General features: G+C 45.7%; 24 protein-coding genes. 5 read left to right on the top strand and 19 right to left on the bottom strand.

Annotated features, from left to right (window positions below; all coding sequences use genetic code 11):
* Position 1 precedes the first annotated feature (1 nt).
* The 7 genes from hscA to trmJ all read right to left on the bottom strand — a co-directional run bounded on the left by hscA (position 2) and on the right by trmJ (position 5,860).
* Entirely contained in the window at positions 2-1,855 is a 1,854-nt protein-coding gene (gene hscA, locus VER99_RS02825; protein ID WP_020333644.1) for a Fe-S protein assembly chaperone HscA, read from the bottom strand.
* A gap of 21 nt (positions 1,856-1,876) precedes the next feature.
* On the bottom strand, positions 1,877-2,392 hold the full coding sequence (gene hscB / locus VER99_RS02820; protein ID WP_014230932.1) for a co-chaperone HscB: 516 nt from the start codon (positions 2,390-2,392) through the stop codon (positions 1,877-1,879).
* Between the two features lie 55 nt (positions 2,393-2,447).
* Positions 2,448-2,774 (bottom strand): iron-sulfur cluster assembly protein IscA, encoded by a 327-nt coding sequence (iscA, locus tag VER99_RS02815; RefSeq protein WP_014230931.1) that lies wholly within the window; start codon positions 2,772-2,774, stop codon positions 2,448-2,450.
* A gap of 71 nt (positions 2,775-2,845) precedes the next feature.
* Positions 2,846-3,229: a Fe-S cluster assembly scaffold IscU gene (gene iscU / locus VER99_RS02810; RefSeq protein WP_014230930.1), complete on the bottom strand. Its 384-nt coding sequence runs from the start codon at positions 3,227-3,229 to the stop codon at positions 2,846-2,848.
* A gap of 36 nt (positions 3,230-3,265) precedes the next feature.
* Positions 3,266-4,480: an IscS subfamily cysteine desulfurase gene (locus VER99_RS02805; RefSeq protein ID WP_014230929.1), complete on the bottom strand. Its 1,215-nt coding sequence runs from the start codon at positions 4,478-4,480 to the stop codon at positions 3,266-3,268.
* Positions 4,481-4,508: 28 nt separating this feature from the next.
* Complete coding sequence (iscR, locus tag VER99_RS02800; protein WP_014230928.1) at positions 4,509-5,015, bottom strand: Fe-S cluster assembly transcriptional regulator IscR; 507 nt, start codon at positions 5,013-5,015, stop codon at positions 4,509-4,511.
* 125 nt (positions 5,016-5,140) lie between these two features.
* On the bottom strand, positions 5,141-5,860 hold the full coding sequence (trmJ, locus tag VER99_RS02795) for a tRNA (cytosine(32)/uridine(32)-2'-O)-methyltransferase TrmJ (protein WP_020333642.1): 720 nt from the start codon (positions 5,858-5,860) through the stop codon (positions 5,141-5,143).
* A 231-nt stretch (positions 5,861-6,091) separates the two neighbouring features.
* Here trmJ and suhB point away from each other — a divergent pair, with 231 nt between their 5' ends.
* On the top strand, positions 6,092-6,895 hold the full coding sequence (gene suhB / locus VER99_RS02790) for an inositol-1-monophosphatase (protein ID WP_014230926.1): 804 nt from the start codon (positions 6,092-6,094) through the stop codon (positions 6,893-6,895).
* A gap of 193 nt (positions 6,896-7,088) precedes the next feature.
* Here suhB and secF read toward each other — a convergent pair whose 3' ends face one another.
* From secF to VER99_RS02760, 6 genes are all read right to left on the bottom strand, one after another.
* Positions 7,089-8,036, bottom strand: a complete 948-nt coding sequence (gene secF, locus VER99_RS02785; RefSeq protein ID WP_014230925.1) for a protein translocase subunit SecF — start codon at positions 8,034-8,036, stop codon at positions 7,089-7,091.
* Positions 8,037-8,050: 14 nt separating this feature from the next.
* Positions 8,051-9,907: a protein translocase subunit SecD gene (secD, locus tag VER99_RS02780; protein WP_076633417.1), complete on the bottom strand. Its 1,857-nt coding sequence runs from the start codon at positions 9,905-9,907 to the stop codon at positions 8,051-8,053.
* A gap of 21 nt (positions 9,908-9,928) precedes the next feature.
* On the bottom strand, positions 9,929-10,258 hold the full coding sequence (gene yajC / locus VER99_RS02775) for a preprotein translocase subunit YajC (RefSeq protein WP_005424903.1): 330 nt from the start codon (positions 10,256-10,258) through the stop codon (positions 9,929-9,931).
* Positions 10,259-10,423: 165 nt separating this feature from the next.
* A complete protein-coding gene (tgt, locus tag VER99_RS02770; protein ID WP_020333638.1) occupies positions 10,424-11,557 on the bottom strand; it encodes a tRNA guanosine(34) transglycosylase Tgt in 1,134 nt (377 codons plus the stop codon).
* A 146-nt stretch (positions 11,558-11,703) separates the two neighbouring features.
* Entirely contained in the window at positions 11,704-12,756 is a 1,053-nt protein-coding gene (gene queA, locus VER99_RS02765) for a tRNA preQ1(34) S-adenosylmethionine ribosyltransferase-isomerase QueA (protein ID WP_014230922.1), read from the bottom strand.
* Positions 12,757-12,988: 232 nt separating this feature from the next.
* Positions 12,989-14,137, bottom strand: a complete 1,149-nt coding sequence (locus tag VER99_RS02760) for a S1 family peptidase (protein WP_020333637.1) — start codon at positions 14,135-14,137, stop codon at positions 12,989-12,991.
* A 316-nt stretch (positions 14,138-14,453) separates the two neighbouring features.
* Between VER99_RS02760 and VER99_RS02755 the strand changes: the two genes are divergently transcribed.
* Positions 14,454-14,912, top strand: coding sequence for a CBS domain-containing protein (locus VER99_RS02755; RefSeq protein ID WP_014230920.1), 459 nt, complete (start codon positions 14,454-14,456; stop codon positions 14,910-14,912).
* Positions 14,913-15,062: 150 nt separating this feature from the next.
* Here VER99_RS02755 and aceA read toward each other — a convergent pair whose 3' ends face one another.
* The 3 genes from aceA to VER99_RS02740 form a co-directional block, all read right to left on the bottom strand.
* Entirely contained in the window at positions 15,063-16,373 is a 1,311-nt protein-coding gene (gene aceA, locus VER99_RS02750; protein ID WP_020333635.1) for an isocitrate lyase, read from the bottom strand.
* Positions 16,374-16,504: 131 nt separating this feature from the next.
* On the bottom strand, positions 16,505-18,133 hold the full coding sequence (gene aceB, locus VER99_RS02745) for a malate synthase A (protein ID WP_014230918.1): 1,629 nt from the start codon (positions 18,131-18,133) through the stop codon (positions 16,505-16,507).
* A 606-nt stretch (positions 18,134-18,739) separates the two neighbouring features.
* Positions 18,740-19,645, bottom strand: a complete 906-nt coding sequence (locus tag VER99_RS02740) for a hydrogen peroxide-inducible genes activator (RefSeq protein WP_014230917.1) — start codon at positions 19,643-19,645, stop codon at positions 18,740-18,742.
* A gap of 199 nt (positions 19,646-19,844) precedes the next feature.
* Between VER99_RS02740 and VER99_RS02735 the strand changes: the two genes are divergently transcribed.
* The 3 genes from VER99_RS02735 (at position 19,845) to ppk2 (ending at position 22,309) form a co-directional block, all read left to right on the top strand.
* Positions 19,845-20,450, top strand: coding sequence for a peroxiredoxin C (locus tag VER99_RS02735; RefSeq protein ID WP_014230916.1), 606 nt, complete (start codon positions 19,845-19,847; stop codon positions 20,448-20,450).
* A 269-nt stretch (positions 20,451-20,719) separates the two neighbouring features.
* On the top strand, positions 20,720-21,463 hold the full coding sequence (locus VER99_RS02730; protein WP_020333634.1) for a copper homeostasis protein CutC: 744 nt from the start codon (positions 20,720-20,722) through the stop codon (positions 21,461-21,463).
* A gap of 69 nt (positions 21,464-21,532) precedes the next feature.
* A complete protein-coding gene (gene ppk2 / locus VER99_RS02725) occupies positions 21,533-22,309 on the top strand; it encodes a polyphosphate kinase 2 (protein WP_014230914.1) in 777 nt (258 codons plus the stop codon).
* Positions 22,310-22,368: 59 nt separating this feature from the next.
* On the opposite strand, the gene phoU is transcribed toward ppk2, so the two are convergent.
* From phoU to pstA, 3 genes are read right to left on the bottom strand one after another with little or no spacing between them, the layout of a single operon-like run.
* Entirely contained in the window at positions 22,369-23,067 is a 699-nt protein-coding gene (phoU, locus tag VER99_RS02720; RefSeq protein WP_014230913.1) for a phosphate signaling complex protein PhoU, read from the bottom strand.
* A 32-nt stretch (positions 23,068-23,099) separates the two neighbouring features.
* Complete coding sequence (pstB, locus tag VER99_RS02715; RefSeq protein ID WP_020333633.1) at positions 23,100-23,918, bottom strand: phosphate ABC transporter ATP-binding protein PstB; 819 nt, start codon at positions 23,916-23,918, stop codon at positions 23,100-23,102.
* 2 nt (positions 23,919-23,920) lie between these two features.
* Positions 23,921-24,775: a phosphate ABC transporter permease PstA gene (gene pstA, locus VER99_RS22990; protein WP_372378656.1), complete on the bottom strand. Its 855-nt coding sequence runs from the start codon at positions 24,773-24,775 to the stop codon at positions 23,921-23,923.
* Between the last annotated feature and the right edge of the window lie 307 nt (positions 24,776-25,082).

Here is a 25,082-nt window from a genome sequence, read left to right as displayed (position 1 = left end):
CTTATATATTGTCTACTGATTGACCTGACAACGCAGCTCGAATCGATTTATCCATACGACGCGATGCAAAGTCTTGGCTCGCTTTATCGGTATCTTTAATGCCCTGCTCTATCGCATCAGCACTATCACCATTGCGCAGCTCAATCAGTGCTTCAATGGCTTTTATTAGATCTTGTTTCTCTTGCTCTGATAGTAGTTCATCACCATCAGCTTGCATTGCAGCGATCAGACCTTCAATAACGCGGTCAGCTTCGACGCGCTGCTCTGCTAACGCACGTGCTTGCATGTCTTCTTTCGCATGACTCATTGAGTCTCGCAACATGTTAGCCACTTCTGTGTCGCTCAAGCCGTATGAAGGCTTCACTTGAATTTCAGATTGCACACCAGTGCTCTTTTCCATTGCCGTAACAGAAAGAAGGCCATCGGCGTCGACTTGGTAGGTTACACGAATGTGCGCCGCACCTGCCGCCATTGGTGGAATCCCTTTAAGCGAGAAACGAGCCAGTGAACGACAATCATCAACCATTTCACGCTCACCTTGCACAACATGCACACTCATTGCCGTTTGACCGTCTTTGAATGTGGTAAATTCTTGTGCGCGTGCAACAGGAATCGTGGTGTTGCGAGGAATGATTTTTTCAACCAAACCGCCCATGGTTTCAATGCCCAATGACAATGGAATCACGTCCAGCAGCAGCATTTCAGAATCTGGCTTGTTACCTGCCAAAATATCCGCTTGGATACCTGCGCCAATTGCAACGACTTCATCCGGGTTAATGCTTGTCAGAGGTGTACGGCCAAAGAATTCGCCAACCATATCGCGAACCAATAGGGTACGAGTTGAACCACCAACCATGACTACTTCAAGTACTTCGTCGGCATCAACGTCAGCATCTTTCAGTGCACGGCGGCAAGACATGAGTGTCTTCTTCACTAGCGGACGGATCAGCTCTTCGAACTGCTCACGAGTCACTGTGCCTTTCCAGCCAAATACATCAACTTCTACGCTGTCTTGCTCGGAAAATGCAATTTTAGTTGCGGTTGCGATGTTCAGCAGTGTGCGGTTTTTCTCTGCAGAAAGAGGCGCTTCAAGACCAGCTTGCTCCATTAGGAAGTCAGCAAACAGATGGTCAAAGTCATCACCGCCTAGCGCTGAATCACCACCAGTTGCCAATACTTCAAAGACACCTTTAGACAGACGCAGGATAGAGATATCAAAGGTACCACCACCCAAATCGTAAACCGCAATCACGCCTTCCTGACCCGAGTCGAGACCGTAGGCGATTGCCGCTGCGGTTGGTTCGTTAAGAAGACGAAGAACGTGCAGACCAGCCAATTTAGCGGCATCTTTGGTACCCGCGCGCTGCGCATCATCAAAGTATGCTGGCACTGTGATCACCACACCAGCAAGCTCACCGCCTAATGATTCTTCAGCACGTTTACCAAGAACTTTTAGGATATCAGCAGAGACTTCAATCGGGTTTTTATCACCTTGAGGCGTTTGTAGAACTGGTAGACCGTTATCGCTCTCTTTAAACTGGTAAGGTAACGACGGGTAACGAGATTGAATGTCTTTCAATGAACGGCCGATTAAACGTTTTACCGAGATAATGGTATTTTCTGGTTCAAACTCTGCCTTCGATTTTGCGTCATCACCTACGATGGTCGCTTCTGCTGAGTAGTTCACCACGGACGGCAGAATGCTGCGGCCCTGCTCATCCTGTAAAGTCGTTGCATCGCCACTGCGCACGGAAGCAACCAATGAGTTGGTCGTGCCTAAGTCGATACCTGCAGCTAACTTATGCTCATGAGGTGCCGAGCTTTGGCCCGGTTCTGCGATTTGAAGTAGTGCCATGATTGGTCCTTGTCACACTAACTAGCCGAGGAGTCTCTCTTCAGCCAGCTCAATTTCGTTCTTTAGTTTGGCAATGAATTTCAGCTTACGGACGCGGTCTGCGGCTTCTGCCCAAAGACCGTCATTGAGCTCTTGCTCGACGCTTGCCAAATGCTGTTTGTACATTTTGCTGACCTTAGAATCGAAGTCAAAGAGCGCTGATTCAGGATCAGAGCCGCCAGCAATATCTTCCAGTTCTTCACGCAGTTCCATTTGCTCCATTAAGAACATAGGATCTTGCATGGTTTGTTGTTCGCCACGAATTTCCGTACCCTGCTCAGCCAAGATGTACTCCGCTCGAGAGATTGGGTTTTTCAGGACTTGGTACGCATCGTTAATCTGCGCCGCTTTTTGCACGGCCATCAAGCGATCACGCTCAGACGCAGTAGCAAAGTTATCCGGGTGGAAACGTTTTTGTAGTTCTCGGAACTGAGAAGAAAGAAGGCTACCATCCAGCTTAAACTGACTTGGTAGCCCAAATAATTCAAAGTGATTCATTAAGTTCGGGTCCTAGTAAAGCCTTCCGGACTCGTTTGCCCAGAAGGACAATCAATTAGACGTTGAAGCTTTCACCACAACCACATTCACTTTTCGCGTTAGGGTTGTTGAACTCAAAACCTTCATTCAACCCTTCTTTCACGTAATCCAATTCGGTACCGTCTAGGTACACTAAGCTCTTTTTGTCGATGATGATCTTTACCCCTGAGAGGTCAAATACTTCATCTTCTTCAGCATTAAGCTCGTCAACAAACTCAAGCACATACGCCATACCGGAACAACCAGTCGTCTTCACTCCAAGACGTAAACCGATACCTTTACCTCGGTTATCCAGGAATGCTTTTACGCGACTTGCCGCTGTTTCTGTCATTGTGATGGCCATACTGCACCTTAGTCTGTCTAAATTTCGATTGGAATGGGAGCGTTAAAGGCTCCCATTATATTACGGAATAATTATTGTTGGTGTTTTTTCTTGTAGTCTGCAACCGCTGCTTTGATTGCATCTTCAGCAAGAATTGAACAGTGAACTTTCACAGGTGGAAGTTCTAGCTCTTCTGCAATTTCAGAGTTTTTGATTGCAGCTGCTTCATCAACAGACTTACCTTTAACCCATTCAGTTACTAGTGAGCTTGATGCGATTGCACTACCACAACCGTATGTTTTGAACTTCGCATCTTCAATGATACCTTCTGGTGTCACTTTGATTTGCAGTTTCATCACGTCACCACAAGCTGGAGCGCCAACCATGCCGCTACCTACTGATGGGTCTTCTTTGTCAAATGAACCAACGTTACGTGGGTTCTCGTAGTGATCAATTACTTTTTCGCTGTATGCCATGATAAATTACCTCGAATCCTCTATCTATCCCTGAGATTAATGGTGAGCCCATTCAACTGTGCTCAAATCAACCCCTTCCTTGTACATATCCCATAGAGGAGACATGTCGCGTAGCTTAGTCACTGCAACGCGGATCTGTTCAATTGCGTAATCAATTTCTTCTTCCGTCGTGAAACGACCGAATGAGAAACGAACCGAGCTGTGAGCCAATTCGTCGTCCATGCCCAGGGCACGTAGAACGTAAGATGGCTCTAGACTCGCAGAAGTACAAGCACTACCAGAAGATACCGCTAGATCTTTTAGCGACATAAGCAGTGATTCACCTTCTACGAAAGCAAAACTGATGTTCAGGTTTTGTGGTACGCGTTGCTCTAGGTCGCCGTTCACTGTCACAGCTTCTAGATCTTTCACACCATTCAGAAGACGGTTGCGAAGTGCAAGTGCGTGATCGTAGTCTTTCTGCATTTCTTCTTTTGCAATGCGGAAAGCTTCACCCATACCAACAATTTGGTGAGTCGCAAGTGTACCAGAGCGGAAACCACGCTCGTGACCACCACCGTGCATTTGCGCTTCAAGGCGAATACGTGGCTTACGACGTACGTAAAGCGCACCAATACCTTTAGGGCCGTAAATCTTGTGAGCTGATAGTGAAATCAAATCAACTTTCATTTCTTGAACGTCGATTGGCAATTTACCAGCAGATTGAGCCGCATCGACGTGGAATACGATTTTACGCTCACGACATAGCTCACCAATAGTTGTGATGTCTTGAATAACGCCGATTTCGTTGTTCACGTGCATGATAGAAACCAGTACGGTGTCATCACGCATTGCTGCTTTAAGTTTTTCTAGATCGATTAGGCCGTTTGATTCTGGCTCTAGGTAAGTCACTTCAAAACCTTCGCGCTCTAGTTGACGACATGGGTCAAGAACGGCTTTGTGTTCTGTTTTACAAGTGATTACGTGCTTACCCTTTTTAGAGTAAAAGTGAGCTGCACCTTTGATTGCAAGGTTGTCAGACTCAGTCGCACCAGATGTGAATACGATTTCGCGTGGATCTGCATTTAGAAGGTCAGCAATTTGCTCACGAGCAGTATCCACTGCTTCTTCTGCCTGCCAGCCGTAACGGTGCGAACGAGACGCTGGGTTGCCAAATGTGCCATCCATTGTCATGTACTGAACCATTTTTTCAGCAACACGTGGATCAACTGGACATGTAGCGGAATAATCAAGATAAATCGGCAGTTTCATTCTCTACTCCAATGTAAAATGCTGACCGCTAAGAGCGGACGTTGATACCGATGGGCGCGGTAGTTGTATTTTTGTTGGAAAGCCCATTAGTCACCGCCAGATCAATATCCTGACGATCAGAAATTTCTAGTACTTCGTTGTCTTTCATCAACTCGCCGAGCGTGATGTTATTCAAGAAGTCACTGATACGAGAGCTTAAGTCACGCCAAAGTGTATGAGTAAGGCAACGAGTACCGCCTTGGCAGTCTCCTTTACCTTGGCATTTAGTTGCATCGACTGACTCATCTACAGCAGCAATCACAGTACCAATTGCGATGTCGTTTGCGTCAGTACCAAGTCGATAACCACCACCAGGACCGCGAACACTGGCAACAAGGCCCGCTTTACGCAATTTCGAAAACAGCTGCTCTAAGTAAGAGAGCGAGATCCCCTGACGTTCTGAAATATCAGCAAGAGGTACAGGGTTTTGTTGCGAATGCAGTGCCACATCCAGCATGGCTGTCACCGCATATCTTCCTTTAGATGTAAGTTTCATACCACACCGTATCCACATGGTTTGTAATGATTATGATTTTTCCATACCCGAGTGTTTTAGTCAAGTATTTATCTGACCATTTTACTCAGGTATTTACCCTTACACTATAGGTGGCTATTTTTCACTCAGCGCTTCTTCTCTATTGAGGTCAGGATGCCTCGAAGAATATTAAGCTCTTGAGCTTCAGGTCGAGCTCGATTGAACAAGCGACGCAGTTTATTCATCACCTGCCCCGGCTGTTCTTTACTAATAAACTGGGTTTCCACGATCACCTTTTCAAGGTGTTCAAAGAACATTTCTAGTTCTTTATGACGTGGGTACTCTTCTTGCTCAGCCGGAGAAAACTGACTTTTTTCCAGATTAAGATGAGCAACGCGAACTTCATAGCTGAGGGTTTGCACCGCCATAGCTAAGTTCAAGGAACTGTATTCCGGATTAGCTGGAATGCAAACATGATAGTGACATTTCTGTAACTCTTCGTTGGTCAAGCCTGTTCTCTCACGCCCAAATACCAGCGCTACTGGGTGCTTTTGACCTTCAATAGCGAACATCTCACCACACTCTCGCGGCTCCAACATTGGCCACTCTAAGGTACGTGAGCGCGCACTTGATCCTACGACCAGTCCACAATCCTGAACGGCTTCATCCAGCGAGCTAACAATCGTCGCATTTTGAGCGATATCACCGGCTCCGGCCGCTAACGCCAACGCTTGTTCATCCACTTCACATTGCGGATCAACCAATACAAGCTGGCTTAACCCCATGACTTTCATTGCACGGGCTGCAGAGCCAATATTGCCTGAATGAGAGGTACCTACGAGTACGATTTTTACTTGATCCAACATCTGTGTTTGCTACCTAATTAAAAACCGCAGGATATTAACATAATTTTTTAACACACCCTAGGGCGAAGCCGTGCCCTATTCGCATTCTCGTTAATTGATGTCGTATACCAAACAATAACAACTCTTCCCTGTTGCTTTTTAGCGCAAAAAATAACCACTTCCTTTTTCGTTTATCTTTGGTATACTCGCCGCCGCTTTTATTCGTTCTTTAACATCCGTTGGGAAATTCGTATGCATCCAATGCTAAACATTGCTATTCGCGCTGCGCGAAAGGCAGGCAATCATATTGCTAAATCATTAGAAAACACAGATAAAGTAGAATCTACACTTAAAGGCACTAATGACTTTGTCACTAACGTAGACAAAGAAGCAGAATACATCATCATCGATACAATCAAGCAGTCTTACCCTGAGCACTGTATCGTTGCTGAAGAACAAGGTCTTATCGAAGGTAAAGATAAAGACGTACAATGGATCATCGACCCACTGGATGGCACTAATAACTTTGTAAAAGGTTACCCACACTTCGCTGTTTCTATTGCAGTTCGTATCAAAGGCAAAACTGAAGTTGCTTGTGTATACGATCCAATGCAAAACGAGCTATTCACAGCTCAACGTGGTGCTGGTGCACAGCTAAACAGCGCACGTATCCGTGTTACTCCGCTAAAAGACCTTCAAGGTACTGTTTTAGCAACTGGTTTCCCATTCAAGCAGAAGCAACACTCTGAGTCTTTCATCAAGATCATTGGCTCTCTATTCACTGAGTGTTCTGATTTCCGTCGTAGCGGCTCTGCTGCACTTGACCTATGTTACGTGGCTGCTGGCCGTGTTGATGGTTACTTCGAGCTAGGTCTAAAACCTTGGGATATGGCTGCTGGTGAGCTTATTGCTCGTGAAGCTGGTGCAATCCTAACTGACTTCTCTGGCGGCACTGACTACATGAAGTCTGGCAACATTGTTGCTTCTAGCGCTCGTGGCGTGAAATCTATCCTTAAACACATTCGCGAAAACGGTAACAGCGCGATCCTTAAGTAATAGATTTTGAAGTCATACTAAGCCCGTCACGCTGATGACTTTGAATAGCCCTGCTCTTTGAGCGGGGCTTTTTTATATCTGAATATCACTATTTAGGGCTGGCCATCTAAAAGCTTCCCCGATAGTTTTTCCTTTAGGTACAAAAAAACCGCTGATTGCTCAGCGGTTTTTAAACTTCGATTCTTAATCTGCCTTATGGCATTTCGTCGAACTCTGCACCTTCTTTTTCTACTTGAGGTGGCATTAAGTGCTCTTTCTGGATGCCCAGTTTTAGCGCTAGTGCCGATGCAACGTAGATAGAAGAGTAAGTACCTACCGTGATACCAAGTAGCAATGCGGTTGCGAAGCCGTGAATCATAGCGCCGCCCTGAACGAACAGTGCGATAACTACGAACAACGTAGTACCAGAAGTAATCAATGTACGGCTCAATGTTTGGGTGATGGAAGCGTCCATAATGTCAGCTGGTTCACCTTTACGCATTTTGCGGAAGTTCTCACGGATACGGTCAAATACAACAATGGTATCGTTGAGCGAGTAACCGACAACCGTTAGTAGTGCTGCAACGATAGTCAGGTCAACTTCGATTTGCATGAACGAGAACACACCAAGCGTAATAATGATATCGTGCGCCAGTGCCAATACTGCACCCGCCGCTAGACGCCATTCAAAACGCATTGATACGTAGATCAGAATACAGATCAGCGACACAAGTATTGCCAGACCACCTGCTTCTGTCAGCTCATCACCAACGTTTGGACCGACGAACTCAATTCGGCGCATCTCTACGCTTTCACCGGTACCATCTTTGATTGCACCAATGATTTGGTTACCCAGCGTTTCACCAGATACATCATCACGAGGACGAAGGCGAACCATCACATCGCGTGCGCTACCAAAGTTCTGTACTGTTGCGTCACCGAAACCTTGTGCATCCAAAGCCGTACGGATTTTTTCCAGATTAGCTGGCTTTTCAAAACCAACTTCAATCAGCGTACCGCCTGTGAAGTCCAGACCCCAGTTCAGCCATTTGGTTGACAACGTGAAGATAGAAGCAGCAATCATAAAGATTGAGAATACGAAGGCTACTTTCGACCAACGCATAAAGCCGATCGTCTTCTCTGCTTTTAGAATTTGAAACATATTAATTCCCAGCCTTAGATCGACAGTTTATCAACGCGTTTGCCACCATACAGTAGGTTCACGATACAACGTGTACCAATGATAGCGGTGAACATTGAAGTTAAGATACCGATGGATAGCGTTACCGCGAAACCTTTCACTGCACCTGTACCGACGGCAAACAAGATGATTGCAGTGATAAGTGTCGTGATGTTCGCATCGGCAATGGTACTGAACGCGTTCGCGTAACCTTGGTGAATCGCTTGCTGCGGATTGCGGCCATCGCGAATCTCTTCCCGGATACGTTCAAAGATCAGCACGTTTGCATCGACAGCCATACCAACGGTTAATACGATACCGGCGATACCTGGCAGCGTCATCGTTGCACCTGGAATCATCGACATCACACCGATAATTAGTACCAAGTTAGCCATCAGTGCAATGTTGGCAATCAGACCAAAACCACGGTAGTAAAGCAGAGTAAATAGCATTACCGCTACCATACCCCAGATACATGCCTGAATACCCATATCGATGTTTTGCTGACCCATTGATGGACCAATGGTGCGCTCTTCAACGATAGAAATAGGTGCAATTAGAGCACCAGCACGCAGTAGTAGCGCAAGGTTGTGAGCTTCTGCCGCAGAGTCGATACCGGTAATACGGAAGTTACGGCCAAGCGCAGACTGAATCGTCGCTTGGTTGATGACTTCTTCGTGCTTAGTCAGGATTACTTTGCCTTCAGGCGTCTTACGACCGCTGTCTTTGTACTCAGCAAACACGGTAGCCATCAGCTTACCGATGTTCTTTTTCGAGAACGCAGACATCTTGTTACCACCTTCGCTGTCTAGCGAGATGTTAACTTGAGGACGACCATATTCATCAACACTTGAGCTTGCATCCGTGATGCTTGAACCACCCAGGATAACACGCTTTTTCAATACAACAGGACGACCATCGCGATCTTGTTTGATTTCGCTGCCAGCTGGCGCACGACCATTGGCTGCCGCTGATAAATCAGCTTTATCATCAACTTCGCGGAATTCCAGTGTTGCTGTCGCGCCCAAAATTTCTTTCGCACGAGCGGTATCCTGAACACCAGGAAGCTCAACCACGATACGGCTTGCGCCTTGACGTTGAACAAGTGGTTCCGCAACACCGAGTTCGTTTACACGGTTACGTAGAATAGTAATGTTTTGTTCTACTGCGTAGTTACGAATCTCTTGTAGACGTTGCTCAGTGAAAGTAGCGACAAGTGCAAAACGACCATTAGAATCAGAATCGACAAAGTTCATGTCAGGGTGATTCTTTTCTAATGTACTTTTCGCTTCAGCCAATTGCTCTTCATTACGAAGTAGTACTTCAACTGATTCATTTCCTGAAGGGCGAATAGCACGGTAACGAATCTTGGCATCGCGAAGTTCGCTACGAAACGCTTCTTCTTGCTGACCAACCAGTTTTTCCATAGCGGCATCCATATCCACTTCCATTAAGAAGTGAACACCACCACGCAGGTCAAGACCCAGTTTCAGTGGAGACGCGCCAATCGCTTCTAACCAGTCTGGAGTAGAAGGAGCAAGGTTAAGTGCAACAATTTTGTCTTTGCCAAGCGCTTCGCTGATGACATCACGGGCACTAATCTGAGTATCAGTGTCGGTAAAACGGACAAGAATTGAACCATTCTCTAGAGCAATGGATTTATGAGAGAGTTGCTCTTTATCAAGAGCAGTAGTGACAGCATCCAGCGTTGACATATCTACAGAGGCGCCACGCGCCCCTGTAACTTGAATAGCCGGATCTTCACCGTAGATATTTGGAAGTGCATATAATGCAGCGGTAATGATGGCAAAAAACACCATCAAATACTTCCATAATGGGTAACGGTTTAGCACAGCGAGGACCCTTTAGCTGTTTTATAGAGACTTAAGCGTACCTTTAGGCAGCACTGCAGTTACGAAGTCTTTTTTGATTACAACTTCATTGTTTGCATTAAGCTCGATTGAAATGAAATCATTGTCTTCAGCAATCTTAGTAATTTTACCTACTAGACCACCGCTTGTTAGGACTTCGTCACCTTTGCCCATTGAAGACATTAGGTTCTTGTGTTCTTTTACACGCTTGCTTTGCGGGCGGTAAATCATGAAGTAAAAGATCACTGCGAACATGCCAAGCATGATTAGCATTTCAAAACCGCCGCCTGCTGGTGCGCCTTCTGCTGCTGCGTGAGCCTGAGAAATAAACATTAATACATCCTCATTATATTTTATTGATAATCCAACAAATTGGGCTTTCGCAGTTAAGATTCAAGTCTGAATGTGACTAATAGAGATCACTCTCTCAAAAATAACGTGCGTTAGCCTACTTTATTAGCAAAAGCCTTTGGCGACATGCCAAAGGCTTTAATTCTTTTAAGCTTTGCTTAGTGGTGGAACTTCGCGGTCACGACGAGCGTAAAACTCTTCAACGAACTCATCGAAACGATCTTCATCAATCGCCTTACGAATACTTTCCATCAAGCGCTGGTAGTAGCGCAGGTTGTGAATGGTATTCAGACGAGCACCCAGAATTTCATTACAACGCTCTAGATGGTGAAGATACGACTTGCTGTAGTTTTGACAAGTGTAACAGTCACAGTGCGGATCTAGCGGTGTTGTATCCGTTTTATGTTTCGCATTACGGATCTTGATCACACCACCAGTCACAAACAGGTGACCATTACGCGCGTTACGCGTTGGCATTACACAGTCAAACATGTCGATACCGCGGCGTACACCTTCTACTAAATCTTCTGGTTTGCCAACACCCATTAAGTAACGAGGTTTGTCTTCTGGCAATTGTGGGCAAGTATGCTCAAGAATACGGTGCATGTCTTCTTTCGGCTCACCAACGGCAAGACCACCAACCGCATAACCATCAAAACCGATTTCTGTTAAGCCTTTTACAGAAACATCGCGCAAATCTTCGTAAACACCGCCCTGAACAATACCGAACAGGTTATTCGGGTTTTCTAGCTTATCGAAATGGTCGCGTGAACGTTGAGCCCAACGAAGTGACATTTCCATCGATTTTTTCGCTTCGTCGTGTGTCGCTGGGTATGGCGTACACTCATCGAAGATCATCACGATATCAGAGCCCAGGTCTTTTTGGATTTCCATCGACTTTTCTGCGTCCATGAAAATCTTGTCACCGTTTACCGGGTTACGAAAATGCACACCTTGTTCAGTGATGGTACGCATTTTACCCAGGCTGAATACCTGGAAACCGCCTGAATCAGTAAGAATAGGACCATGCCAGTTCATGAAATCATGCAGGTCACCGTGCATTTTCATTACTTCTTGACCAGGACGTAGCCATAGGTGGAATGTGTTACCTAGCAGAATTTCTGCGCCTGTACCTTTTACTTCTTCAGGCGTCATACCTTTAACGGTACCGTATGTACCTACTGGCATAAACGCTGGAGTTTGCACAGTGCCACGTTCGAAAGTCAATTGACCACGACGAGCAGTGCCGTTTTTCTTTTTAAGATCGAATTTTAATTTCACGATGCCTCCGGATGTCAGAGAAACAGTCTGACGATATTTTCGGGGTAATCCCCACTAAGGAGCGGTCGCCTTTCCTTGCGAGAGACAAAGCCGATGTTCTGCTTTATTTCCTAGCCTACTGCTAGCACTCGTAAATCTATTTTTAACTACGCAGTTTTCTTCTTGATGAACATTGAGTCACCGTATGAGAAAAAGCGATATTTATTTTCTACCGCATGCTTATAGGCATTCATGGTGTTGTCATAGCCTGCAAACGCACTCACCAACATGATCAAGGTTGATTCTGGTAGGTGGAAGTTAGTGATCAGACAATCTACCAGCTGGTATTCGTAACCTGGGTAGATAAAGATCTCGGTATCTCCAAAGAACGGAACCAGTTCGGTACCTTTTTTCAGCGCATCTTGCGCCGCACTTTCTAGCGAGCGAACTGAAGTCGTACCCACTGCAATGATGCGACCGCCACGAGCCTTAGTTGCATGAATAGCATCCACCACTTCTTGCGGTACTTCTACATACTCTGCATGCATGTGGTGATCATTGATATTGTCGACTTTAACTGGCTGGAACGTACCTGCACCGACATGCAAGGTAACATACGCAAACTCGGCACCTTTTGCTTTGATTTTGTCTAAAAGCACATCATCAAAGTGTAGACCTGCTGTTGGCGCTGCAACTGCACCCGGCTTTTGGTTATAAACCGTTTGGTAGCGTTCTTTATCGGCGTCTTCATCTGGGCGGTCGATATACGGTGGAAGCGGCATGTGGCCGATTTCTTCCAGAATCTCCAGAACCGTCTTATCAGAGTTAAACTTCAGCTCAAATAGTGCGTCGTGACGAGCCACCATTTCAGCAGCATATTCATCGTTCTCGCCAACAATAATGGTTGTGCCTGGCTTTGGTGACTTTGAGCAGCGAACATGCGCTAAGATGCTCTTTTCATCCAGCATACGCTCCACCAGCACCTCTAACTTACCGCCAGACTCTTTACGGCCAAACATACGTGCAGGAATAACACGGGTATTATTGAAAACCACTAGGTCACCCGGTTGAACTTGATCCAACACATCGGTAAATGTGCCATCAACAATCTCACCAGTATTGCCGTCCATTTGTAGTAGTCGGCTGGCAGTACGCTCCGGCTGTGGGTAGCGAGCGATGAGTTCATCTGGAAGGTCGAAATGGAAATCTGATACTTGCATGTTACTTGTCTTATATATTGGTCAAATCACGTCTAATACGACGATAAAATTGCGACGAGTTTTTCGCAGCAGACTAGTATATGGTTAGATGCTGCAATAGCAAGTGAATCCCCAGAATATCGCTGTAAAAGCTGCCCTAAAGAGTGTAATAAACAGTGAAATTAGAAGTTATGCAGGCAATAAAAAAGCAGCGTTCATCGCTGCTTTTCGATTGAAGCTTGAAGAACAAGCTTTAGGTGTTTTGTTGTCTACGCCATGCTAGCAGCCCCAACAAGGATAAGAAGCCAAAGTTTAGACTCCCACCGCCGTCACTCGTGTCTCTGAAGTTACAATTATTGGTCGCAATACCGTCGTTACAGTCATCGGTATTACCGTCTTCGATATCAGTAATAAACTCAGGTGCAATAATGTAACGGCTTGGAGGGCCATCAGCCGTAATGTATGACTGCACCCAGTCATAATACTGACTGACTTTGGTATAAAAGCTCGGAATAGTCAGTGAGCCACAGGTCGGCAAAATCAACGGCGCACCGCTGACAATGCCAATTTGTTTTCCAGTTGTAATATCCACAAGCGGACCGCCGCTATCCCCTTTACACGCCGAATTTCCATATTGAGTGCGGCTCTCCTCTTCCAGAACGTTGTTGAAAGTGGGCAGCGTACAGATTTTTGTAACGTTTTTTCGGGAGTTAATGGTCCCAGGAAAGCTGCTGCCAATTTCCAAACGTTCATAACATTTATCCATTGGCAAAAAGCCAATCGCCGTCTTTTTCAATGTTATTGAAGCTTCATCTGCCATTGGCGTTGTCGCCCCCCAGCCAAAGACTTGCACATTGGCGGTTCGCTGATTGGTTTCATAGTTGTCGTTCCAATCGGCCGTAAGCCGAGCTTCTATGTCGACCATATCTTCTTTGGTCGCCAGTTTCGCAAAGGTGGCGTTGTTAACGGGACGAGTCAGATACAACAACGCAATATCGCTGTCTAATGCGGTCTGAATAGGTTTGGTGTCACCATCACTGTCTATTTCAGCTTTCGCTATACGAGTGTATTTGGGATGCACGACTACGTGAGAAACCGAGTAATAGTTATCGATACTGGTGTCGTTTAGATCATGGACCTTCGCGGTAACGGCGAGTTCTCCTGGCTGAGTAACGTAGTAGCTCGCTTCGTTGGCTCCCTCCCCCATCACCACGCAGTGCGCTGCAGTCAACACCCATTGCTCGGTTAACAGGGTGCCACCACAAATCGGAAACTCAGCCATATTGCTGGCGCGAATTGACACTCGATCAGCCGGATTGGTTTCCTCTTGCCCCAGAATAATGGCATGCGCCGATTGCACACTTAGTGCAGTAGCCACTATCGCAAATAGTTTTTTGTACATAGTCGTCTTCAATTTAGTAAGCCTGAGCTTATCTTCTTCGACAGACCAAACAGGGAACATCGGACAAATACAAATGTGCGATTCAATTCATTGGATTACATTTTCCGCACATTCAATATCAGGTAGAAATGCAAACTCGGTCGCACAGAAATCAACCAACTACAAGTGACAAAATTATAGATAATTCGTCCATTACTTAGCCAAAATATGATGTTATTTCATCGTTCTATTTAATTGATAAAAAACGGGGTGGCTCTCAGATATACAGCAAAATATTCTCTATATTTAAGTAAGGACAATGCTGCTGGAGGTTTCTATGATCAAGGTTGAAGACATGATGACTCGCCACCCTCATACCCTGTCGAAAGCGCATACCTTGCGTGACGCAAAAGAGATGATGGAGGCGCTTGATATTCGACACATTCCGGTTGTTGATGCCAATACACATTTACAAGGCTTGGTAACTCAACGCGATATTCTTGCGGCTCAAGAATCTAGTTTACACCCGGATCAGGCTGAACAATCTTTTACCCTCGATACGCCTCTCGAAAAAATGATGCACACCAATATCATGACTGCTGAACCGCGTGCCGGTTTAAAAGAGAGTGCTATCTATATGCAAAAGCACAAAGTTGGCTGTTTACCTGTTGTGAATAAAGGGCAATTAGTCGGCATTATCACAGACAGTGATTTTGTGACCATTGCAATTAATTTGCTCGAACTTCAAGAAGAAGTTGAACCAGAAGAAATCGAGCCAGACGAAGAAACACAATAACACCTGCATTGTGTCTAAGTTGGTGGGGCTGAGAATCGATCCGCTCATAAATTAAAAAAAAGAGCGGCAATTAATGCCGCTCAATATGCCACTACTGGCGTCGTTTTGGGAAATCGAAATTTTGCCTAAGTAAGAAATTTGCCTAACTAATTAAAATTGGTCTTCTTCAGTCGAACCCGTTAGTGCCGTAACTGATGAGTTACCACCTTGGATCGTATTGGTCATTCTGTCGAAGTAACCTGTACCAACTTCTTGCTGGTGAGCTACGAATGTGTAACCTTTTTCTGCAGCCTGGAACTCAGGGCGCTGTACTTTCTCAACGTAGTGACGCATACCTTCACCTTGAGCATAAGCATGTGCTAGTTCAAACATGTTGAACCACATGTTGTGAATACCCGCTAGAGTAATGAACTGGTACTTGTAGCCCATGTCTGCAAGCTCTTGCTGGAATTTAGCAATTGTCTCTGCATCCAGGTTTTTCTCCCAGTTGAACGATGGCGAACAGTTGTAAGCTAGCAGCTGATCTGGGTACTCTGCGTGAATTGCTTCTGCAAACTTACGCGCTTCTTCCAGACAAGGTGTTGCTGTTTCACACCAGATCAAATCTGCATATGGTGCGTAAGCAAGACCACGAGAGATTGCTTGGTCAATACCAGCACGTACACGGTAGAAACCTTCTTGAGTACGCTCACCTTCGATAAAGTCTTTATCGTATGGGTCGCAATCTGACGTTAGTAGGTCTGCTGCGTTCGCATCAGTACGAGCGATAACGAGTGTTGTTGTACCCGCTACGTCTGCAGCCAGACGAGCCGCAACCAGTTTTTGTACCGCTTCTTGAGTCGGAACCAGTACTTTACCGCCCATGTGACCACACTTCTTCACTGAAGCAAGTTGGTCTTCGAAGTGAACGCCCGCCGCACCTGCTTCAATCATAGATTTCATCAGTTCGTAAGCATTTAGTACACCACCAAAGCCCGCTTCAGCATCCGCTACGATAGGTAGGAAGTAATCGATACCACCTTCGTCTTCTGGAGACTTGCCGCCAGCCCACTGAATTTGGTCAGCACGACGGAAAGAGTTGTTGATACGCTTAACAACAGAAGGTACTGAATCTACTGGGTATAGCGATTGGTCTGGGTACATTGTCGATGCAGTGTTGTTATCTGCAGCAACCTGCCAACCTGAAAGGTAAATCGCTTCGATACCTGCTTTCGCTTGTTGAACCGCTTGGCCGCCAGTTAGCGCGCCCAGACAGTTTACGTAACCCTTTTTCGCGCTACCGTTGACCAGTGACCACAATTTGTCTGCACCACGCTGTGCAATTGTGTTTGCAGGAACCATAGAGCCACGAAGTTCAACAACTTCTTCAGCAGTGTAAGTACGTTTCACGTTTTTCCAGCGTGGATTCGTTGCCCAGTCTTTTTCTAGAGCTTCAATTTGTTGGCGGCGAGTTAATGTCATTGGTCTATCCCTCTTTATAATTTGCACTTTTTGTATGTGCGTTGAGTTCTCGTTCTCAGGCAGTACATCCTTATCTGCCGTCAAATTTCTTCACGTTATTGGTTTTGTATTGTTTTCTGGTATTCGTATTCTTAGTCCAAGTAGTCATAACCTGGAATGGTTAAGAAGTTCGTTAGCTCATCGCTGGTTGTCAGCTTCGCCATCAATTGCGCAGCTTCCTCAAAGCGACCGGCTTGATAACGCTCTTCTCCAATTTCTTGTTTCACAACTTCTACTTCTTCTTTCAGGTAGGATTCGAACAGCTCTTTTGTAACTTGTTGGCCGTTATCCAGCGACTTACCATGTTGAATCCACTGCCAGATCGAAGCGCGAGAAATCTCTGCGGTAGCGGCATCTTCCATCAAGCCGTAGATTGGCACACAACCATTGCCTGAAATCCAAGCTTCGATGTACTGAAGCGCAACACGGATGTTATGACGCATGCCCTGTTCTGTACGCTCGCCTTCACAAGGCTCAAGCAATTCAGCAGCGGTAATAGGCGCGTCTTCAGAGCGGCTGACTTCCAGCTGATTTGAACGCTCGCCAAGGATATTGCTGAATACTTCCATTGCAGTATCTGCCAGGCCTGGGTGAGCAACCCAAGTTCCGTCGTGGCCATTGTTCGCTTCTAATGACTTATCGTTATGAATCTTATCCAGAACCTTCTGGTTCTCTTCCTGGTCTTTTGCAGGAATGAAAGCTGCCATGCCGCCCATCGCAAACGCACCGCGTTTATGACAAGTACGTACCAGTAGTCGTGAGTAGGCATTTAGGAACGGCTTATCCATCGTCACAACCTGACGGTCAGGTAGTACGCGGTCTGGGTGGTTCTTTAATGTTTTGATGTAGCTGAAAATGTAATCCCAGCGGCCACAGTTCAGACCTACGATATGCTCTTTAAGCGAGAACAGAATCTCATCCATTTCAAACACAGCAGGCAGTGTCTCGATAAGCACCGTCGCTTTGATCGTTCCGGTTTCTAGACCAAAGTATTCTTCGGTGAAATGGAACACTTCACTCCACCACTTCGCTTCGTGGTGAGATTGCAGCTTAGGAATGTAGAAGTAAGGGCCGCTGCCTTTTTGTAGTAGCGTTTTGTAGTTGTTGTAGAAGTACAACGCGAAATCAAACAGTGCGCCTGGAATGATCTGACCGTGCCACGTAACGTGTTTTTCTTTTAAATGAAGGCCGCGTACACGGCAGATCAACACCGCTGGGTCGTCTGCCAGCTGATAATGCTTACCGTTGCCAGGATTGGTGTAACTGATGGTGCCATTTACGGCATCACGCAGGTTCACCTGACCATCCAATACCTTGGTCCAAGCTGGAGACATCGAGTCTTCGAAGTCTGCCATAAATACTTTTACGTTCGCATTCAGAGCGTTAATCACCATTTTACGATCCGTTGGACCTGTGATTTCTACTCGGCGATCTTGCAGATCTTGCGGAATCCCTAAGATCTTCCAGCTTCCTTCGCGAATGTCTTGTGTTTCTGGCAAAAAGTCTGGCAGTTCACCCGCATCGATGCGTGCTTGTTTTTCTTCTCGAGCTTGCAGCAGTTGTTCTACACGTCCGGCATATTTTTCACAAAGCAGTGATAAGAAGGTTTGGGCCTCTGAAGGGAAAATTGCCTGATGTTCCGGAGCAAGTGCACCAGTAACCTCAAGCATGCCTTGGGTCTGCTTCGTTGGTTGTGTTTTTTGTTCTGTCTGAGCAAGCATAATCATTCATCCTTAACGTGCTTTATCAATCTTGGGCAGTCAGCGAAAAGCTACATTTGTAAGTTACGAACAACAAACTACATCCTGAATATTTGTGTTCATCTCTTGAGGCCGTGTCTAGAGATTGCGTAAAAATGAGTGCGTTTGCAATCTAGACATAAGTCTTACCGGCCGTTAATTAAGCTATATCAACAAAGGGTTTAGAGGAACCCCCAAGATAAACAAAAGTTGAAATTCGAAGTTTTATTCGGCGCGGATCAAACGGTTGATTTTTGATGGTGTTTTGTAAGTTATTACGTAATTAAATTACATGATTTTTTTGATACAAATGTCACTTCAAACAGGTGTATGAATAGTTTGGTAGGGAGGAGATCCTTGTATTCACAAGGGTGGGCGCTAAGAATTCAAACAAAGATTAAACACTATGCATAAGTAGATGTGTAAAATTAACATTGTAAAATTTCACTATTTTATGAAATCTTCATCAAAGAAAAGCTGTAAAATTTTACAAGTCAAAGTTTACGAACAGCATAAAATGCTAAAAAGCACACCATTTACAGTGTGCTTTTGGAAGGATATCAGGACAGATTAGGCTAATACTAATAGCTAAAGCAGTTCAGAAACGACATCTGCAAGCTGATTAAAGGTGTTCGTACGTGACGAACTTGGACGCCAGACCAAACCAATTTCTCGATAGGCTTGTGTACCTGGTGGGTCGATAACCACTAAATTTTGGTTATGTAGCAGTCCGTGCTCAATGGCCATCTGAGGAATAAAAGTCGTCCCCAGACCGTTAGCCACCATTTGTACCAAGGTATGTAGACTTGTCGCCGTGAATGGATTGATTTTTTCTTTGTCCGTTAATTTACACGCAGAGACCGCATGTTCCGTGAGACAGTGTTCTTTCTCTAGAAGAAATACCGACTCATCTGGCAGATCCGCATAACGAATAGGTACCGGTACTGATGACGCTTGGCTTGCACTGATCACCATGCGGAATGGGTCTTTACCGACCACTCGGCTTTCCATTCCCTCAATTTCTACTGGTAACGCCAATATCAGCACATCCAACTCTCCATGCCTGAGGGCCTGTAACAAGTTGCTTGTCGTATCTTCTCTGAGTAGCAGGTTGAGTTGTGGGAAACGATAATTAACTTCCTGAACCAGATCACTCAGCAAAAAGGGAGCAATGGTTGGGATGCAACCGACTTTTAGCTGCCCCTGCATATCATCGCCCTGGCACATCCGTCCTAGCTCAACTAAGTCCTGTCCTTTCGCCAGCAGTTCACGACCGCGCTTCACGACCATTTCACCGGTTTGAGTGAAAACCAACGGGCTTTTTTTATCTTTCTTTTCATATAAAGGGCAGCCAATCAAATCTTCTAGATTCTGAATGCCTTTACTCAGGGTAGACTGGCTGACAAAACAACGCACCGCCGCATCGCTAAAATGACGTGTTTCATGTAATGTCACCAGATAATACAGCTGCTTTAAACTAGGCCACTTATTCATAATTTTATTACTACCTACCACTACGGAAGTGATCAAGTTAAGAGTTTTGTGATTATCGCTTTTTTCGATTAACTCAATCTATTTAATTCGCTTTTTTCAATACTACAATCTGTACTATAGTTTGTCTCGATTTAATACGGACCAGGACGGCATAACTCTATTCGTCTTGGAACAAACCATACTTTTTAGGAGCAAAAAAATGGTACTAGTAGGTCGTCAAGCCCCTGATTTTACTGCTGCAGCTGTTCTAGGTAACGGTGAAATCGTTGATAACTTCAACTTTGCAGAATTCACTAAAGGTAAGAAAGCCGTTGTGTTCTTCTACCCACTAGATTTCACTTTCGTTTGCCCATCTGAGCTAATCGCATTCGACAACCGTCTAGCTGATTTCCAAGCTAAAGGCGTTGAAGTAATCGGCGTTTCTATCGATTCTCAGTTCTCTCACAACGCATGGCGTAACACTGCAATCGCAGATGGCGGTATCGGTCAAGTTAAGTACCCACTAGTTGCTGACGTTAAGCACGAAATCTGTAAAGCTTACGACGTTGAGCACCCAGAAGCAGGCGTTGCTTTCCGTGGTTCTTTCCTAATCGACGAAGAAGGTACTGTACGTCACCAAGTAGTTAACGACCTACCACTAGGCCGTAACATCGACGAAATGCTACGTATGGTTGACGCTCTTAACTTCCACCAGAAGCACGGCGAAGTATGTCCTGCACAGTGGGAAGAAGGTAAAGCAGGTATGGACGCATCTCCAAAAGGTGTTGCAGCGTTCCTATCTGAGTACGCTGGTGACCTAGCGTAATCAACTAGACCTCACCCAAGCTCAACGGGTGAAATGGTTGGATATATATAAAGCAAAAGCTATAGCGGAAAACCGCAAACGCCAATCAGTCTAAGTAAAGTCTTATAAAAGCCCAGGGCATCTGCTCTGGGCTTTCTTTTTTCACTTTATAAACACAAACGAGGTAATACCCTAGCGCTAACTTTACCTCTATTTCCCGAAGCGACCGTACAGATTCTCGCTCTTGTCCTTGTTACTATTTATCGAGAACATGCATTTGAGAAAACCACATGATTACTCAATTAGAAGTCTGTATCGACAACATTGAATCTCTTCACCATGCCATTTCTGGCGGTGCTACGCGTATTGAACTCTGCTCCTCACTTGCTTTAGGCGGACTAACCCCGAGTTGCGGTTTTATGCAGCAAGCAGCAAAGCTTTCCACGGTTCCCGTCTACGCCATGATTCGCCCGCGTCAGGGAGACTTTCTCTATAACCAACAAGAAATCGAAATGATGCGTTGGGATATCGAAGCGGCATACCAGGCAGGCTTAAACGGGGTGGTTCTCGGCGTACTGACTCAAGACGGTGATATTCATATTCAGTATGCGACAGCTTTGTGTGAATTTGCGCGGGCACTGGGACTAGGCGTTACATTCCACCGAGCTTTTGATCAGTGCCGTAACGCAGAGCAAGCTCTGGAGGATGTCATAAGCTTAGGTTGTGAGCGTATATTGACATCTGGGCTGGCACCATCAGCGCCAGCAGGCAGCGAAGTGATTAAATCATTAGTACGACAAGCGAATGGACGCATTCATATCATGGCTGGCGCTGGCATTAATTCTGATAACGTGCGCGCTTTAGTAGAGAGGACTCTCGTACAAGAAGTGCACCTTTCAGGCAAGAGTACACGCCCAAGTGAGATGAACTTTATCGCCGATCAGAGCAAAATGGGCGCAGCCGATGTTGATGACTTTGCGATTCCTGTCACCAGTACTGCCGCCATTGCCAGCGTGGTCTCAGCTCTCAAATAAAAGCCTAGATACTCCACCACCCGCAATTGAATGCTAACATATTGATAATCAAGGATTGAGGAATAAAGTATGTCTAAGCTGAAAAACAAGGAATACGAAAAAGAGCTCAAAAAGCTGCAAATCGAACTGGTTAAGCTCCAGGAATGGGTGAAACACAAAGGATTAAAAGTCGTTGTCCTGTTCGAAGGTCGAGATGCAGCGGGAAAAGGTGGAGTCATCAAGCGAATTACCGAGAAGCTCAACCCACGTGTATGTCGAGTCGTCGCTCTGCCTGCTCCAACAGAGAAAGAAAAAACACAGTGGTATTTTCAACGTTATGTCACGCATTTGCCTTGCGCCGGGGAGATAGTCTTGTTTGACCGCAGTTGGTATAACCGCGCTGGCGTTGAAAAAGTAATGGGCTTTTGCTCTGCGGATGAATACGAAGAATTCCTGCGTTCTTGTCCTGAATTTGAGCGTATGCTGCAGCGCTCAGGCATCATCTTGATCAAATATTGGTTCTCCGTCTCAGATGAAGAACAGGAGAAGCGATTCCTTGGGCGTATTAACACGCCGATAAAACGCTGGAAGTTCAGCCCGATGGATTTAGAATCCCGTCACCGCTGGGCGGAATACTCAGAAGCGAAAGATAAGATGTTTGCCTATACCGACACTAAAAACTGTCCTTGGTGGGTTGTGCCGTCCGATTCTAAAAAGAAAGCTCGGCTAAATTGCATCAGCCATCTTTTGAGTCAGATTGATTACAAATCGCTCGAATATCCACCCGTTGAGCTTCCTGAGCTCAACAAAGAAGGTTACGTCAGAGCGCCAATCGACGATCAAACCTTTGTGCCAGATAAGTATTAGTCTTTCAGTTAAGATAAAAAAAGACCAGCTCTACGCTGGTCTTTTTTATTTGATTTCATTTACTTCAAGACATCATCAATGCTCTGATCACCAAGGTGTCTCACATCTTTACCTTTTACGAAGTAGATGATGTATTCACAGATGTTCTGACAGCGGTCTCCCACTCGCTCAATAGCACGTGCTGACCACATCACCTGCAGAATATGTGGGATGTTTTTTGGATCTTCCATCATATAAGTCATTAACTGACGGATTACCGCTTCATATTCCGCATCGAGTTTATCATCCTGCTTGTGTACTTCGGCAGCGGCTTCCACATCCATACGTGCAAACGCATCAAGTACCTGATGCAGCATTTGAATCGCCTGACGGCAAAGTGGCTCTAACGACACCTGGAACTGGCGTTCTTTAGACGAAGGGCTTTCGATGGCGACATAAGCAATGCGCGTTGCTACATCCCCAATGCGCTCTAAATCGGTGATCGTTTTGATGATAGCCATGATTAAGCGTAGGTCTTTCGCTGTCGGCTGACGCTTGGCGATAATACGAGTGCACGCATCATCGATAGACACTTCCATCGCATTCACTTTGTGGTCATCACGCACAACCTTTCGCGCAAGCTCGATATCTTCTTTATTTAAGGCTTGAATAGCATACGACAGCTGCTGCTCAACCAAACCACCCATAGTTAAAACATGAGTACGAATCGATTCTAGCTCTACGTTAAATTGTCCTGAAATATGACGTCCAAAGTGCATAATTGTCCTTCTGTTTAATCTCGTCGCAGGCCTTAGCCATAACGACCGGTAATGTAATCTTCAGTCTGAGTCTTGACCGGCGACGTGAAGATTGAGTCGGCATCGGAATACTCTATTAGCTTACCCATGTGAATGAATGCCGTATGGTCGCTAACTCGCGCCGCTTGCTGCATGTTGTGGGTAACAATAACCACAGTATATTGAGTTTTTAGCTCATTGATAAGCTCCTCAATAGTCAAAGTGGAGATTGGATCAAGTGCTGATGTCGGTTCATCCAATAAAAGGACTTCTGGCTCAATCGCGATTGCACGAGCGATGACCAAACGTTGCTGCTGACCGCCAGACAAACCAAATGCGTTCTCATGCAAACGGTCTTTCACTTCATCCCACAAAGCCGCTGAACGCAGAGAACGTTCAACCGCGTCATCCAAAGAGCGGCTATTCTTCACTCCTTGTAAGCGAAGTCCATAGACCACATTTTCGTAGATCGATTTAGGGAATGGATTTGGTCGCTGGAAGACCATACCAACCCGGCGTCTGAGCGTTGCTACATCCACATTAGGATGATAGACGTTCTTGCCATGCAGACGCACTTCGCCAGTGACCTTACAGCCTTCAACTAAATCGTTCATACGGTTAATACAACGCAACAGAGTCGATTTACCACAGCCTGATGGTCCGATAAACGCCGTTACTCTGCCTTTAGGAATGCGCATTGAGATATCATGTAACGCCTGCGTTTGTCCGTAGAAAAGATTAAGGTTCTCTATTGAGATGGCTGTCTGTTCATCCGTCAGGTTATGCACGTCTAACGGCGGCTCATAACCCAATGTATTATCAAAATTAAACATACTTAATCTTGTCCTAACGTTCTGTATTTTTCACGTAAGTCATTACGAATACTGATTGCTGTTAAGTTTAGTCCGACAATCACAGTAATGAGCAGGAAAGAGGTGGCATACACCAGCGGACGCGCTGCTTCAATATTGGAGGTCTGGAAGCCGACATCATAAATATGGAAGCCCAAGTGCATGAACTTTCGGTCTAAGTGTACATACGGAAACTGTCCATCAACGGGTAAGCTCGACGCTAACTTCACGACCCCCACCAGCATCAATGGTGCTACCTCACCCGCTGCACGAGCGATTGCCAGTATGAGTCCGGTAATAATCGCCGGCGTCGCCATCGGTAAAATTACACGCCAAAGCGTTTCAAATTGAGTTGCCCCAAGCGCTAATGAACCATGACGAACTGAGCTTGGAATCCGAGTTAATCCTTCTTCTGTCGTCACAATCACGACTGGAAGCGTTAACACGGCTAAGGTTAACGCAGACCACAACAAGCCTGGCGTACCAAAGGTCGGTGCTGGTAACTTCTCACTATAGAACAGGTTATCGATCGAACCACCGATGGTGTAAACGAAAAACCCTAAACCAAAGACGCCATAAACAATCGACGGAACACCAGCCAGGTTAATAACCGCAATCCGAATGACTCGTGTCAACGCATTGTTCTTGGCGTATTCATGAAGGTATATCGCCGCAATCACGCCCAACGGCATGACGATGATCGACATAATGAGCACTAAGAAAACCGTGCCAAAAATTGCAGGGAAAACACCGCCTTCCGAATTAGACTCGCGCGGATCGTCCGATAAAAACTTCCACACCTGCTTGCCCCAGTGAGCGACTTTTCCTGGCAGCGACATTTGGTTTGGATACCAGTAGTCCAGAATATCTTCGAGTGGAATCGAGACTTGTTCACCAGTCATGTCTTCGACAATCAGAGCATAGCCAGATAGCTGTAAACGAAGACCATCAAGCTGCAAGTCCAGACTAGCCAGCTCTTGCTCTATTTGTTCCTTTTGCTTCTGGTTATCCGCTAAAAACGCATCGGTAATAGAGTTGTTCAGTTCATGTTTGCGCTTGTTCAGGCGCAATTGTTCCAACTGCCAGCCGAGATCCTGGAGTTGATTGACCACCAGCGAATCAATCTCATGACGCAATGTTTCCGCG

It is taken from the genome of Vibrio natriegens NBRC 15636 = ATCC 14048 = DSM 759 (genome assembly GCF_035621455.1).
GTDB classification, from domain to species: Bacteria; Pseudomonadota; Gammaproteobacteria; order Enterobacterales; family Vibrionaceae; genus Vibrio; species Vibrio natriegens.
This window is presented reverse-complemented; position numbering and strand designations above follow the sequence as displayed.

Excerpts from the sequence above, each read along its gene's own strand:
- hscA (WP_020333644.1), bottom strand. The coding sequence starts at position 1,855 with ATGGCACTACTTCAAATCGCAGAACCGGGCCAAAGCTCGGCACCTCAT.
- hscB (WP_014230932.1), bottom strand. The coding sequence starts at position 2,392 with ATGAATCACTTTGAATTATTTGGGCTACCAAGTCAGTTTAAGCTGGAT.
- iscA (WP_014230931.1), bottom strand. The coding sequence starts at position 2,774 with ATGGCCATCACAATGACAGAAACAGCGGCAAGTCGCGTAAAAGCATTC.
- iscU (WP_014230930.1), bottom strand. The coding sequence starts at position 3,229 with ATGGCATACAGCGAAAAAGTAATTGATCACTACGAGAACCCACGTAAC.
- VER99_RS02805 (WP_014230929.1), bottom strand. The coding sequence starts at position 4,480 with ATGAAACTGCCGATTTATCTTGATTATTCCGCTACATGTCCAGTTGAT.
- iscR (WP_014230928.1), bottom strand. The coding sequence starts at position 5,015 with ATGAAACTTACATCTAAAGGAAGATATGCGGTGACAGCCATGCTGGAT.
- trmJ (WP_020333642.1), bottom strand. The coding sequence starts at position 5,860 with ATGTTGGATCAAGTAAAAATCGTACTCGTAGGTACCTCTCATTCAGGC.
- suhB (WP_014230926.1), top strand. The coding sequence starts at position 6,092 with ATGCATCCAATGCTAAACATTGCTATTCGCGCTGCGCGAAAGGCAGGC.
- secF (WP_014230925.1), bottom strand. The coding sequence starts at position 8,036 with ATGTTTCAAATTCTAAAAGCAGAGAAGACGATCGGCTTTATGCGTTGG.
- yajC (WP_005424903.1), bottom strand. The coding sequence starts at position 10,258 with ATGTTTATTTCTCAGGCTCACGCAGCAGCAGAAGGCGCACCAGCAGGC.
- queA (WP_014230922.1), bottom strand. The coding sequence starts at position 12,756 with ATGCAAGTATCAGATTTCCATTTCGACCTTCCAGATGAACTCATCGCT.
- VER99_RS02760 (WP_020333637.1), bottom strand. The coding sequence starts at position 14,137 with ATGTACAAAAAACTATTTGCGATAGTGGCTACTGCACTAAGTGTGCAA.
- VER99_RS02755 (WP_014230920.1), top strand. The coding sequence starts at position 14,454 with ATGATCAAGGTTGAAGACATGATGACTCGCCACCCTCATACCCTGTCG.
- aceA (WP_020333635.1), bottom strand. The coding sequence starts at position 16,373 with ATGACATTAACTCGCCGCCAACAAATTGAAGCTCTAGAAAAAGACTGG.
- aceB (WP_014230918.1), bottom strand. The coding sequence starts at position 18,133 with ATGCTTGCTCAGACAGAACAAAAAACACAACCAACGAAGCAGACCCAA.
- VER99_RS02740 (WP_014230917.1), bottom strand. The coding sequence starts at position 19,645 with ATGAATAAGTGGCCTAGTTTAAAGCAGCTGTATTATCTGGTGACATTA.
- VER99_RS02735 (WP_014230916.1), top strand. The coding sequence starts at position 19,845 with ATGGTACTAGTAGGTCGTCAAGCCCCTGATTTTACTGCTGCAGCTGTT.
- VER99_RS02730 (WP_020333634.1), top strand. The coding sequence starts at position 20,720 with ATGATTACTCAATTAGAAGTCTGTATCGACAACATTGAATCTCTTCAC.
- ppk2 (WP_014230914.1), top strand. The coding sequence starts at position 21,533 with ATGTCTAAGCTGAAAAACAAGGAATACGAAAAAGAGCTCAAAAAGCTG.
- phoU (WP_014230913.1), bottom strand. The coding sequence starts at position 23,067 with ATGCACTTTGGACGTCATATTTCAGGACAATTTAACGTAGAGCTAGAA.
- pstB (WP_020333633.1), bottom strand. The coding sequence starts at position 23,918 with ATGTTTAATTTTGATAATACATTGGGTTATGAGCCGCCGTTAGACGTG.
- pstA (WP_372378656.1), bottom strand. The coding sequence starts at position 24,775 with ATGTCGCTGCCAGGAAAAGTCGCTCACTGGGGCAAGCAGGTGTGGAAG.